Raw genomic sequence first — 12,583 nt, 5'->3', positions numbered from 1 at the left:
TCAAAGGACACGGACCAACGACGGTACGAGTAGCGCGAAGAGCGACCAGCCGCCCACCAGGAACAGGAGGTGCCGTTTCCAGGCAACTGCTCGCTCCAGGTGGTCCTCGGCGGCTGTCCGGGCATTCGCGTAGCTCTCGATCTTCTCGACCGCCCGATGGGCTCCGGGATACCCCACCAGCCGGCCCACAAGGGAGGGCTGAAACGCGTAGCAGTGCACATCGTCCGCGTCTCGCACTCGCACGACGAGACCGTGCTCGGCGTCCACCTGCTGCACGCGACTCCACGGGATCACTGTCGACAGTCCCGGGTTGACCACCAAGAGGGCGGACGGGGTCACCTTCACGTAGGAGAACATGGTGGCGAGCGTGACGAGGTGACAGATGCCGACGAAGAACGCGGCGACCAGCAACAACCCACCCCAGCCGTTCGCCGGGTTCCTGCTGATCATCACCATCATGAAGCCGAACAGGGCCCACAGCATCACACCGCCGAACCACACGCCCCAGTTCCTCATCGGCATCAGAGTCCTGCAACCCTCACCATCCCCCGCCTCTCGGGTCGGATCGGACCGTAGCGCAGCGCGGCGACCCCTCGCTCGCCCACCGACACCTCATGGCTGACCAGGTGGGAAGCCCTTAGGACCTGAGTCGCCGCGATGACTTCGAGCGACAGGAACACCGCCCGCCACGACAGCACCTGCAAGCGGTACGACCTGCGCCCACGGATGTCGTCTCGCTGGCCGCTGGGCATGATCACCCCTACCTCGCATGCCCTGGCGAACCGCGGTCAGAACGTGGCGATCGGGTTGACCGGGCTGCCCGACGTGCCGGCGAAGCGGACCGGTGCGACTGCGAGGTGGAAGTCCCACTGGCCCAGCTCCGCAGCCGTTGCCGCGCACGCCTCCAGGTCGCAGTTGTCGAGCAGCCACAGACCCATCGCGACGAGACTCACCGCGTGCACCGGCATCAGCACGTCGTCGTACCCCGACGGCTGAACGTCCTGGGGTGTGTCGGCGCCGATCAGCGCGACGTCGCGTTCACGCAGCCAGGGCAGGCAGGACGCGTGCCACCCGGCCTGCGTGAAACCGCCGGTCTCGCCGGCCTCGTGCCGGGCCCGGCCGTAGCCGGTGCGCAGGAGTACCGCGTCGCCGGGTCGCACCCGTACGCCCTGGCGACGCTCGGCCTCCTCGAGATCGTCGGGGAACACGCCCTGCCCCGGCTCCAACCACTGCACGTCGCGGGCCCTCGCGACGTCCAGCAGGACGCCCCGGGTGATGATGCCGTTCGCCGCCGCCGTGACAGCCGCCCACGCCGATCCCGTCGCGGCGTCGACCATTGAGTGCGATCGCCCGTTGTACATGGTGCCGTCCCAGAAGATGTGGCACGGCGAGTCGACGTGGGTGAGGGTGTTGCCGTGGAACGTGATGCCGATCCGCTCGGACGAGAACCCCCAGCGCCGGTCGGCGTGGAAGGCGGGCGGCATGTTCTCGGCACCCGGCATGTCGGCAGTGCACGGGCACGTCGTGGTCGACCGCTCCATGTCCTTCGGTACGGCGACCTCCCACGCGCAGGACACGCTCCTGCCGTGCCGGACGGCCCGCGCCGCCGCCAGCCGGACCTCGTCGGTGATGTGGTTCAGGGTGCCGAGCTGGTCTTCGTCACCCCACCGTCCCCAGTTCGACAGCGTGTCGAAGTAGCCGAGCACGTCGTCCTGGGTGGGCATCGGTCGCCGTGCCGTCATCCCAGCATCAACTCCTTCGCGCGGTTCGAGACACCGCCGGTAGGCTAGCCCGCCGCTGGATCGAAGAGCCGGCACGACTGGTTGACCCGTCGCGTCCCCGCCGTGCGAGATCACCTCACCGCGGCGCGACGGGACCGTACGGCAACCCTCGGCCGCCGGCAGGCAGACCCGGCCCTGGGTGATCGACGGCATGGGGATCCGAGCAACTTCCCGGTTGTTGCTGCCTCCGACATGCGGGAGACACCAACAACCCTGATGTTGCACGGATCTCGGCGTCGGGCACGCGCCGGCCGGTGGGGTCAGACCAGGCCTGCGTCGCGCAGCAATTGCCAGAGGCCGGCGCCGTCCGGCGCGGAGAGCCACTTCTGCCCCACCGGCCCCGATGACGGGCGTCCGGCCGGGGCGGGCAGGGTGCCGGCCAGCACCGACTGCGTCGGGGAGAGGCGGCGGATCGCCACCCCGGCGACGTTCTCCGGGTGGGCGGCGGCGAACTCCCGGTAGATCTCCTGGTCGTGCTGGCCGTCGTCGCCGACGAGCAGCCAGCGCACGTCGGGGAACTCCTTGGCCAGCCGGGCCAGGGTGGACCGCTTGTGTTCCATGCCGCTGCGGAACCAGCGGTCGGCGGTCGGGCCCCAGTCGGTGAGCAGCAGCGGCCCGGCCGGGTACAGGTGCCGGGACAGGAAGCGGGTCAGGGTGGGGGCCACGTTCCACGCGCCGGTGGAGAGGTAGAAGACCGGCGCGCCCGGGTGCGCGGTGACGAGCCGCTCGTAGAGCACCGCCATGCCCGGCACGGCGGCGCGGGCGTGCTCGTCGAGCACGAACGTGTTCCAGGCGGCGAGCAGCGGCCGGGGCAGCGCGGTGACCATCACCGTGTCGTCGATGTCGGAGAGGATGCCGAACTTGACCTCCGGGTCGAGGATGCGCACCGGTGCGTCGACCGGTTCGGCGTCCGGGACGCTGAGCCGGACGGTGCCCCAGCCGGGCGGCAGGTCGGCCTCGACCAGGGTGTCGACGAAGCCGCTGCGGTCGGCCTGCGTCTCGTGCCGCACCCCGCCGGCCTCGATGGTCACCGTGACGTGCTTGTTGGGCAGGGTGGTGAAGCTGCGCCAGCCGCGGACCTTGTCCAGCCGACCCCGCTGGCGAGTGTCCGGACGCCCCAGCAGCACCCGGCACATCACCCGCACCCAGCCCGGCGCGCCGTAGCCGGTGTACGCGACGATGTTGACCCGCCAGCCGGTGCGCCGCAGCCGACGCTGCACGAGCTGGTGAACGGCGTCCTCGATCCGCGCAGCCCGGTGCAGGTTCGGAACGGCCAACTGGCCGGCGGGAGTGGGTGGCACGCGCCAACCCTGCCACACGTCGACAGCCACGGCCACGCGAGCCAGCCCGGCTGCGCCGACCAGCCCGCCCACCGTCGAACCGACCCGGCCCCGGCTGCGCCGATCCACCTCGGCGACCCGGCCGGACGTGAAACACTCCGGTCGGGACGACGACGGGGGCGTTGGTCGTGTCGCAACCAGAGCAGCACCGTGGGCGATGGCGTCCACGACTCGACCGGCCGGCGCTCGTCGCGCTGCTGCTCGGGCTGGCCGGCGTGGTCTACCGGCTGGTCCTGACAGTGTTCACGGTGCCGGTGTCGAACAGCGACGAGGCGACGTTCGGTCTTGCCGCGCTGCACATCGGGCAGGGCCGGGAACGCCCGGTCTTCCTGTACGGCCAGCACTACATGGGGATGCTGGAGTCGTACCTGGCGGCGCCCCTGGTGGCGGTGGCCGGGCCGAGCTGGCCGGTGCTGCGGTTGCCGATGCTGGTGCTGTACGCGCTGTTCCTCTACCTGATCCACCGGTTGACCCGCCGGATCTGCACACCCTGGTTCGCTACCTTCGTCGTCGGCCTGCTGGTGCTCGGCGGCGAGCGGGTGGTGCGCGACCAGCTCACCGTGGTCGGCGGTCGGCCCGAGGTGAAGCCGGCGGTGCTGGTGATGCTGCTGATCGCGGTGGGGTTGGCCGCCGGCACGATCCGCCGCCGCCGATTCGCTGTCACCGCGTTCGGTCTGCTCGTCGGGCTGGCCCTCTGGTCGGACTGGCTGATCCTGCCGTACCTGGCGGTGGCCGGGCTGGCCCTGGTCTGGGCGGTGCGGCGGGAGTTGCTCGGCTGGTCCGGTCTGCTGCTGGTGGCGGGAGCCGTCGTCGGGGTGGCCCCGATGCTGCTGGACAACCTGCGGGCCGGGCCGGGTGACGACTCGCTGTCGGTGTTCCGGGAGATCAGCACCAAGGACGGGCCGCTGCCGCCGTGGTCCGACCGGATCCGGGGCGGCCTGCTGGAGGGGGTACCGCTGGCGCACGGGCTCTGCCCGGTCGACGGCTGCGGGCGGTGGCAACAGTGGTTCGGGGTGCTGTACCCGGTGCTGCTGGTGGCCGGCGCGGTGGTCGCGGTGGTCGCGTACCGCCGGGCGGCCGGGGCGGCGCGCGGGGCGCGGGTGGGACCAATCGTGCAGCTCGCGCTGGTCGTGGGTGCCACGTTGACACTGCTGTCGTACGTGCGCAGCCCGCTCGCCGCGACCAGTCCACTGGACAACGCGCGGTACCTGTCGGTGCTGCAACTGTCGCTGCCGGCGGTGCTCTGGCCCCTCTGGGTGGTGGCGGTGGCCTGTTGGCGGGGCACTGTCGGCGCGCTCGGCCGGCTCACCGGGGCGCTGTCCACCGCCGTGCTGGCTGCCCTGACCGCTACCGCGCTGGCGATCACCGGGCTCTTCGCGGCAACCGGCACCGCGGCGTCGCGGACCGAGGAACGCCAGGCCCGGGAGTTGGCTGCCGCGCTGCGCGCCGACGGCCCCCACCAGGTGTACGGGGACTACTGGACCTGCAACCGGTTGATCTTCAACACCGACGAGACGGTGGTCTGCGGGGTGCTCGACGGCGATTTGTCCCCCGGGCAGAACCGCTACCTGCCGTACTGGCGGCAGGTCGGGCGGGCCGATCGGCCAGGCTACGTGGTGGAGGTCGACTCGCCGATGGATCGGCGGCTGCGCCGACTGCTCGCCGACCGGGCCGACGCCGCACCGATGCGCGAGGTCGGCGGCTATCGCGTGTACCACCCCGACACCCCGGTACGACCCTGGCGGTAGTGGCAGGTCGTACGCTGGCCGGGCCGCCGCCGTTGCACCGCCGAGGAGACCCATGCTCATCCTGCTGCCGCCCTCCGAGGGGAAGGCCGACGCCGGCACCGGACGACGCTGGTCCCCCGACCGGGTCTCGCTGCCCGAGCTGAACCCGGCCCGGGAGCGGGTGCTGGACGCGCTGGTGGCGCTCTGCGCCGGGCCGGACCAGGAGGCCGCACGGGACGCGCTCGGGCTCAGCGAGGGTCAGCGGGGCGAGTTGCGCCGCAACGCTCGACTGCGGGAGGCGGCCACCGCGCCGGCCGAGCGGCTCTACACCGGGGTGCTCTACGAGGCGTTGGAGCTGGCCTCGTTGCCGGCCGCGGCGCAGCGGGCCGCCCGTCGGTCGATCATGATCAGCTCCGGGCTGTGGGGCGCGGTCCGGCTGGCCGACCGGATCCCCCCGTACCGCTGCCCGATCGGCGCTCGCCTGCCGGGCATCGGGAGGTTGTCGGCGTACTGGCGTCGGGAGCTGACGCCGGTGCTGGACGCCGCCGCCGGCAAAGGCCCGGTGCTGGACCTTCGCTCCGGCGCGTACGCGGCCACCTGGACGCCGCGCGGGACGCTGGCCGAGCGGACCGTCACCGTGCGGGTGCTGCACGAGCGGGAGGTCGACGGCGTGCCGGTCCGCTCGGTGGTCAGCCACTTCAACAAGGCGACCAAGGGTCGTCTGGTACGCGACCTGCTCGTCGCCGGTGCCCGACCGCGCACCGCCGACGAACTGATCGGCACGCTGGGCGAGCTGAAGTACACCATCGTGGACCAGGCCACCGCGCCAGGCCGGATACGGCAGGTGGACCTGGTGGTCACCGACCTCTGAGGGCCGGCAGCCGCAAGATTTGCTCAAGCCTGGGCCGGAGCAGTTCCGTAACGGCGGCGCAGGGGCCACGGTAGGGGCACCCAGACTCCGACAAGGGAGCCTCCGTTGACCCCCGAACCCGCCGTGCTCGACCGGCTCCGCTCCCCGGCGCCGCCATCTCCGTTGGACTGGCTGACCCTGGGCGACGCGTTCGAGGCCGCCTGCCTGCTGCGGTGCACGCCACCCCCGACCACCGCCCGGCCGAAGGCGGCACGCCCGGCGCACGCACCGGGGGTGGAGTTCAACCGGGAGGACGCGGCGCAACGGATGCGCCAGTTGCTCGCCCGACTAGACGTCCCCGTCACCCACGAGGTCGTCGTCGGCGGTCTGCGCCGCCGCTACGAGCTGCACCGGCTCTGGGTGCCCCAGGAGCACCAGGACGCGTACACCCGGGTGTTGGACGCGGGCTGGCGGCAGGGACGGCGTGAGCTGCTCGGCGGGCCGCTGCCCGGCGCCTCGCCGGCGCGCCGGCGGTTGGTGACCCGACTCGCGGCGGCGGCCTGGCGTTCGGCGCTGCTGGCCGCCGGGCGGCACGTCCGCCGGCACATCCTCGGCGTGCGGCTCACCGACCGCGAGCTGGCCGCAGTGCTGATCCGCGGCGCCGCCGTGCTCGACGTGCCGGCCCGGCTCCGCCCGGGCACCGGCTGCTTTCTGGTCAGCGTGGCCGACGGTCCGGACCGGGCGCGGATCCTGAGCAGCGCGGCGCTGGAGCCGGCGCGCGGGCCGGCGACGGCACAGGCCGCGGTCGCGCCGCCGGCACGTCGGCCGGCCTGCTGACCGAGGCGCCGGCCCACACCCGCCGAGCGCAACGCGGCAAGGGGGCTTGCGCACGCCGGTGCGACGGCCCACAGAGGGCTTGCGCACGCCGGTGCGACGGCGCACAGTGCACCGCGTGAGTAGTACCTCGTCCAGCCGGCCCGGCCGACACCGCGCGGGGCCGGCCGCCCTGATGACGGTGCTGCTGATCGCGAACCTGGCCGTCTCCAGCTGCCGGGACGCGCCGACCGCGCCGACGACGATCCGGATCGCCACCGGCAGCCCCACCGCCGTCTACTACGCGTTCGGCCAGTCGCTGGCGGCCATCCTCAACCGGGAACTCCCCGGCGTGCGGGCCAGCGTGGTGATCACCGCCGCCTCGGCGGAGAACGTCCAACTTGTCGGTTCCGGCGCGGCCGAGCTGGGCTTCACCCAGGCCGACGTGCTGCCCACCAGCACGGCGGAGAACCCCACGGTCCAGGCCATCGCCCGGGTGTACGACGACCAACTGCACCTGGTCACCACGGGCGGCGGTCCGGTGCGCACGGTCGCCGACCTGCGCGGTCGTCGCGTCTCCGTCGGCGCACCCGGCTCGGGCACCGAAATCACCGCGACCCGGCTGCTGGAGGTGGCCCAGCTCGGCGGCGACGAGGTGCGTCGGGAGCGGCTCGGGCTGGACGACTCGGTGGCGGCGTTGCGGTCCGGACGGATCGACGCGTTCTTCTTCTCCGGCGGGTTGCCGGTGCGGGGCATCGAGGAGTTGGCCTGGCGCAGCGCCACCCGGATCGTGGACCTCAGCGAGTGGACCGAGCCGCTGCGCGACCGCTACGGCCAGGTCTACGTCTCCCGGGACATCCCCCGCTCGGTGTACGGGGTGGACGCGGTCACCACCGTCGCCGACCCGAACTACCTCATCGTCCGGGCCAACCTGCCGGAGCGGTTGGTCCGCGAGGTGACCGGGTTGTTGATGGAACGCCGGGCCGAACTGGCCGCCGCGCATCCGGCGGCGGGGCGGATGAGCCCTCGCTCGGCGATCGTCACCGCGCCACTGTCGCTGCACCCCGGGGCCGCCGCCTGGTACCGCGCGGCGAAACCCTGACGACCGGCCGTCACCGCGCCGGGGCGGGCCGCAGGTCGGCGGTCGACTCCTCGTCCAGGGGCTCCGCCGACAGGTCGGGTTCCGCCGCCGGGAACCACAGGGCGGCGACCAGCCCGCGTGACTCCCCCGGGCGCATGGTGAGCCGCCCGTCGGACGCGTCCACCAGCACGGCGGCGATGGTGAGGCCCAACCCCGCGCCGTCCACGTTCTGGGCGTCCGGCGCTCGCCAGAACCGCTCGGTCGCCTGGCCGAGCTGACTCTCGGTCATGCCCGGCCCGGAGTCGCGCACCTCCAGCGCCACCCCGTCGTCGCGGCGGGACACGGTCACCGTCACCGCCCCGCCGGCCCCGCTGAACTTCACCGCGTTGTCGATCAACGCGTCCAGCGCCTGGTCGACGGCGGTCGGCACGGTCCGGGCGTACGCCGGCGCGTCGGTCGTGGCCAACCGCAACGCGACCGAACGGTGCCGGGCCAACGGCGCCCACGCGGCTACCCGGGACGCGGCCACGGCGGCGGCGTCCACGGTGACCCGCTCGTTCTCCTCCCGTTCGGCCCGGGCGAGGGTGAGCAGCGCGTCGAGCACCAACGCCAGCCGGTCGGTCTCCTCCAGGGCCAGCTGGTGCTCGGACCGGCCGTCCGGGTCGGTGAGGCTGGGGCCCAACTCCTCCACCCGCAGCCGGAGCGCGGTGAGCGGGTTGCGCAGCTGGTGGCTGGCATGCGCGACGAAGGCGCGCTGCCGGTCCATCACGTCGGACACCACGTCGGCCATGTGGTTGAAACTGGCGGCGAGGCGGCGTAGCTCCGGAGGGCCCAGGCGGTGCTGGACCCGGGCACCCCGGTCACCCTCGGCGATCTCGTGGGTGACCGCGTCCAGTTCGGTGACCGGGCGCAGCACCCAACCGGCCAACCCGAACGCGGTGAGCACGCAGGCCAGCACGGCGAGCAGACCAGCCAGGGTGAGCAGCAGCCACCACGCGACGACAGCTCGGCGGATCTGGTCGGACGGGGTCACGATCACCACCGCACCGAGCACCTCACCACCGTCGTTGATCGGGGCGGCCACCACCACCGGGCCTGTCGTCCAGGGCCAGACCGACTCGGGCGCGCTGGTCTGCTGCCCGGACAGAGCGATGTCCAGAACCGTCGCCGTTCCCGGGTCGGGCTGCCACCTCGGCGACGCGACCGGGGTGCTCCGGTCCCGGTCGACGACCGCGACGGCGATCGCGTACAGGTTGTCGTAGCTGGTCAGCTCCGACTCGATCGGGCCCGGCCCACCGTCGCGTAACGCCGGCCCGGCCAGCGAGGCGAACCGGGTGGCGTCGGCGAGCCGGTCGGCACGGACCCGTTCGGTCTCGCGGCTGGCCATGGTCACGGCCAGCGGTGTCTCCAACGCGATGAGGACGAGCACCATCAGCAGCAGATAGCTGATCACCAGTCGACGGCGCACGTCAGCCCCTCACGCGTCACGCAGTCGGTAGCCGACGCCGCGGACGGTCTCCACCAGGCGGGCGTCACCGAGCTTGCCGCGCAGCGACCCGACGTGCACCTCGACCGTGTGCCGGTCGGCCCAGGTGGTGCCCCACGCGTCGAGCAGGATCCGATCGCGGGGCACCGCCACCCCGGGCTGGCGGGCCAACGAGAGCAGCACGTCGAACTCCTTGCGGGTCAACGTGACGGCGCGACCGTCCACGGTCACCGTCCGCGCGGCCACGTCGATGCGCACCGACCCGGCCTCGATGAGGTGCCGCTCCGGCGCGGCGTTCGCGGCCCGGCGCAGCACCGCCTCGATCCGGGCCTGCAACTCCACCATCGAGAACGGCTTGACGACGTAGTCGTCCGCGCCGAGGCGCAGACCCAGCACCCGATCCCGTTCCTCGCCCCGGGCGGTCACCGCGATGATGCCGAGCTGGCTGCTGCGGCGGCGCAGCTCCCGGCACAGGTCCGTGCCGTCCCCGTCGGGCAGGGTCAGATCGAGCAACACCAGGTCACACGGGGCTGCGGAGAGCGCGGCCGCGACGGTGGCCGCGTGCTCGACCTCGTACCCACGGCGGGTCAGGGCGGAGGAGAGCGCACCGGCGACCCGGCGGTCGTCCTCCACCAGCAGGATCCGCACCAGTGCCTCCGTCCGTCGCAACGCCGTTCTGCGAATGGTGGCAGAAGCGCGTGCGAAGCGGGAGGCCGCGTACCGCGATGTGCCGCTACAAGCCGAAGACGTCGTCGGCGGTGGCGTCCCGGACGCCGTCGGTGAAGCCGCGGAAGCCCGGGTCCTCGTGGCTGGCCGGCACGCTGGTGACGGTGACGCCGCCGGCCTGGGTGACCGCGTCGACCAGGGGCGGATAGTCGATCTCGGCATCCTGGAGGGCGTCGTCGTCCGCCTCGGCCAGGTTGATCACGTGCTGGACGTCGTCGGACGGGGTGTCCGGGTCCTCGGCCCACTCGCTGCCCGCCCGGTAGCACTCGTCGTACAGCGCGCGCTGGCTGTCGGTCCAGTCGTCGTCGTAGCTCTGCATCGCCCATCCCCTCCGCGGCCGTTGACCTGAGCATGCCCGGCGGGGGGCGACGAGCGCGGCGGTACCGACGAAAACCGGCTCGGCGCGCCCGCCCCGGCACCGTAGGCTGCCGAGGTGATCTACAAGCTGTTGACCAGCACGGAATGGGACGACGCCCGCGCCGCCGGCGCCTTCGCCGGCTCGGCCGTGGACCGGCAGGACGGGTTCATCCACCTCTCCGGCGGCGACCAGGTGGTGGAGACGGCGCGGCGGCACTTCGCCGGCGCCACCGGGTTGACGCTGCTCAGCGTCGCGGAGGACCGGTTGGGCGTCGCGCTGCGCTGGGAGCCGTCGCGCGGCGGGCAACTCTTCCCGCACGTGTACGGTCCGCTGCCGGTCGCCGCGGTGGTGGCGGCGCAGGCGCTGCCCGCGGACACCCCGGCCGCCGAGGCGGTGGCCGCACTGCTGGGCTGACATGGTCGCGCCCGGCCCGAGAGGTGTCGGGCCGGGCGCGCGACGCCATCCGTGCGGTTCAGCGGCAGAGGCGGCTGATCTCCTCCTGGAACCGGTCCATCGGGTTCGCCTCGGCGGGGCCGAGCAGGTAGGTCTTCAGGTCCCGGCGGGCATCGGTCATCGGGTCGTCGCCGGCCCGGGTCACCGACACGATCTTCTCCAGCTCACCGCAGTCCTTGGAGAGCAGGTACGCGGCCCGCGCCGTCGGGTACTCCCGGCGGAACTCGTCCTCGGACAGGCCGGCCGGGTTGGCCACCACGTACGGGCGCTGACTCTGCACGAAGTCGGAGACCACGCTGGACACGTCGCTGATCAGCAGGTCGGTCTGGTTGAAGCAGTCGAACAGGGCTGGGGTACGCCCGGTGACCACCAGATGCGCGGTGCCGTCCAGCGAGGACGCATCCGGGTTGCCGCCCGCGGCGCGGATGGCCGCGACGATCCGCTCGTGCACCGCCTTGGCGGCGTTGGACCGCGAGCCGGTGAGCGGGTGCGGCTTGTAGACCAGCCGCACCCGGGGACTCGTGGCCAGCAGCCCCTTGACGATCCGCTCACCCATCAGCACCAGCGAGGTGTGGTACGGGTCGTCGTCGAGCCAACCTTCCCAGGTAGGGGCGTAGAGCACGGTGAACGGCCGGTCCACCGACTCCGCGCCGAAGGTGTGCACCCCGGCGAGCTGCGGTCGGCCGATCTCGACGATGTCCGAGTCGAGCACCCCCACGCCGGCCCGGGCGTACCGCTCCCGGCCGGCCAGACCGGCGACCCAGACCTCGTCGTACACCTTGCTGTAGGGGTTGACGCTGGCCTGCTTGTCGCTGTCACCGTGCCCGACGAAGACGTGCTTCGTGGTGGGCTCGCGAAGCATGTGGATGTTCGCGCCGACGTTCGCGGCGTAGAGCGCCGCGCGGACGCCGCTGAGGTCGAGGTTCATGAAGTCGACCCCCGCCGGTACGCAGATCACCGGCAGCCGGGTGTCGGCCAACTCCTGGAACGCCTCCCGGCTGCGCATCAGCACCACGGCGCGCTGTTGGAGCGCCTCGGTCGGGGCGAGCCACATGTTGGCCTGGTAGACGTCCTTGGCCGGGCCGGCGAAGTAGAGCGCGACCTCGGGCCGGTGGGTGTCCAGCCAGCGCTGGACGGCGGGCAGCAGCGGCGCCTGCGGCGCACCCCGGCCCCGCAGCCAGGTCAGCGCGAGCGCGGCGGCCACCGCACCGGTCGCGACGACCGCCACCGCGCCGGCGGCGAGGAACGGCGTCGCGTCGTGCTGCACCGCGGCGGCCACGGCGGCCGGCACCAGCAGCAGGTTGAGCAGCGGCATCCGTTCGCCGGTGACGGCCGTCACCCAGCCCGGCGGCCGGGGAGCGGAGCGCAGCGGACCCAGCTCGATGTTGCGTACCAGGGCGGACGTCGGGTTACGACGCTCGACCATGATGGAGAGCGCCCCGGCGAAGACGGACGCGACCCAGACCACGGCCGGCAACACCAGCAGCAGGGTCAGTTCGCCGCCACTGAGCTGCACCTCGGCGACGACCAGCAGCACCGCAGCGAGGTCCCGGGTCAGTTGCCGGTACGACCAGTGCAGGCCCGCCTTCTCCAGCAGCACGTGCGATGTCGGGGACCGACGGGCGAGGAAGAAGTCGCCGAACACGGCGGCCAGCCCGGCGACTGCGAACAGCGCGACCCAGCCGAATGCGCCGGCGACGAGCATGACCAGGTAGGCCAGCACCAGCAGCGCCGCGCTGGCGGCCGCTCCGATACGACCTGACAACGTGCCGAACAAGCGAGTTCGCTCCCTACGATCTTCGTGTCGGGCTGGGCTCGGGTCTGCACGCGCACCAGGAGCCGAGACTGAAGGGCCTGGCGGGCGCTCGCCACGTCACGCCAGCGCGAGGCTGGCGGACGTGACTGCGACCTTAACGCGAACGGGCGCGGTGGTATCGAGCGGGTATCCGAGCACCATTCCGGTCAAAA

General features: G+C 72.7%; 12 protein-coding genes. 5 read left to right on the top strand and 7 right to left on the bottom strand.

Annotated features, from left to right (window positions below; all coding sequences use genetic code 11):
* The 3 genes from O7614_RS11790 to O7614_RS11780 form a co-directional block, all read right to left on the bottom strand.
* Positions 1-516, bottom strand: a complete 516-nt coding sequence (locus tag O7614_RS11790; RefSeq protein WP_278138498.1) for a hypothetical protein — start codon at positions 514-516, stop codon at positions 1-3.
* Positions 517-788: 272 nt separating this feature from the next.
* The gene (locus tag O7614_RS11785; RefSeq protein WP_278138497.1) at positions 789-1,742 is read right to left on the bottom strand and encodes a cyclase family protein; all 954 of its coding nucleotides are present in this window, start codon (positions 1,740-1,742) and stop codon (positions 789-791) included.
* A 299-nt stretch (positions 1,743-2,041) separates the two neighbouring features.
* Positions 2,042-3,082, bottom strand: a complete 1,041-nt coding sequence (locus O7614_RS11780) for a phosphatase domain-containing protein (RefSeq protein ID WP_145784254.1) — start codon at positions 3,080-3,082, stop codon at positions 2,042-2,044.
* A 167-nt stretch (positions 3,083-3,249) separates the two neighbouring features.
* On the opposite strand from O7614_RS11780, the gene O7614_RS11775 reads away from it, so the two are divergent.
* The 4 genes from O7614_RS11775 (at position 3,250) to O7614_RS11760 (ending at position 7,613) form a co-directional block, all read left to right on the top strand.
* On the top strand, positions 3,250-4,869 hold the full coding sequence (locus O7614_RS11775) for a hypothetical protein (RefSeq protein ID WP_278138496.1): 1,620 nt from the start codon (positions 3,250-3,252) through the stop codon (positions 4,867-4,869).
* A 52-nt stretch (positions 4,870-4,921) separates the two neighbouring features.
* Entirely contained in the window at positions 4,922-5,719 is a 798-nt protein-coding gene (gene yaaA / locus O7614_RS11770; protein WP_278138495.1) for a peroxide stress protein YaaA, read from the top strand.
* Between the two features lie 105 nt (positions 5,720-5,824).
* Entirely contained in the window at positions 5,825-6,535 is a 711-nt protein-coding gene (locus O7614_RS11765) for a hypothetical protein (RefSeq protein WP_278138494.1), read from the top strand.
* 172 nt (positions 6,536-6,707) lie between these two features.
* A complete protein-coding gene (locus O7614_RS11760; protein ID WP_278142228.1) occupies positions 6,708-7,613 on the top strand; it encodes a TAXI family TRAP transporter solute-binding subunit in 906 nt (301 codons plus the stop codon).
* A 10-nt stretch (positions 7,614-7,623) separates the two neighbouring features.
* Here O7614_RS11760 and O7614_RS11755 read toward each other — a convergent pair whose 3' ends face one another.
* The 3 genes from O7614_RS11755 to O7614_RS11745 all read right to left on the bottom strand — a co-directional run bounded on the left by O7614_RS11755 (position 7,624) and on the right by O7614_RS11745 (position 10,123).
* Positions 7,624-9,060 (bottom strand): HAMP domain-containing sensor histidine kinase, encoded by a 1,437-nt coding sequence (locus O7614_RS11755; RefSeq protein ID WP_278138493.1) that lies wholly within the window; start codon positions 9,058-9,060, stop codon positions 7,624-7,626.
* A 9-nt stretch (positions 9,061-9,069) separates the two neighbouring features.
* On the bottom strand, positions 9,070-9,726 hold the full coding sequence (locus O7614_RS11750) for a response regulator transcription factor (RefSeq protein ID WP_088990531.1): 657 nt from the start codon (positions 9,724-9,726) through the stop codon (positions 9,070-9,072).
* 85 nt (positions 9,727-9,811) lie between these two features.
* Positions 9,812-10,123: a hypothetical protein gene (locus tag O7614_RS11745; RefSeq protein ID WP_278138492.1), complete on the bottom strand. Its 312-nt coding sequence runs from the start codon at positions 10,121-10,123 to the stop codon at positions 9,812-9,814.
* A gap of 114 nt (positions 10,124-10,237) precedes the next feature.
* Here O7614_RS11745 and O7614_RS11740 point away from each other — a divergent pair, with 114 nt between their 5' ends.
* A complete protein-coding gene (locus O7614_RS11740; RefSeq protein ID WP_278138491.1) occupies positions 10,238-10,576 on the top strand; it encodes a DUF952 domain-containing protein in 339 nt (112 codons plus the stop codon).
* A gap of 58 nt (positions 10,577-10,634) precedes the next feature.
* Here the strand turns inward: O7614_RS11740 and O7614_RS11735 are convergent, their stop codons facing one another.
* Complete coding sequence (locus O7614_RS11735) at positions 10,635-12,392, bottom strand: CDP-glycerol glycerophosphotransferase family protein (RefSeq protein WP_278138490.1); 1,758 nt, start codon at positions 12,390-12,392, stop codon at positions 10,635-10,637.
* Positions 12,393-12,583: the final 191 nt, after the last annotated feature.

This window comes from Micromonospora sp. WMMD961 (assembly GCF_029626145.1).
Lineage (GTDB): Bacteria > Actinomycetota > Actinomycetes > Mycobacteriales > Micromonosporaceae > Micromonospora.
This window is presented reverse-complemented; position numbering and strand designations above follow the sequence as displayed.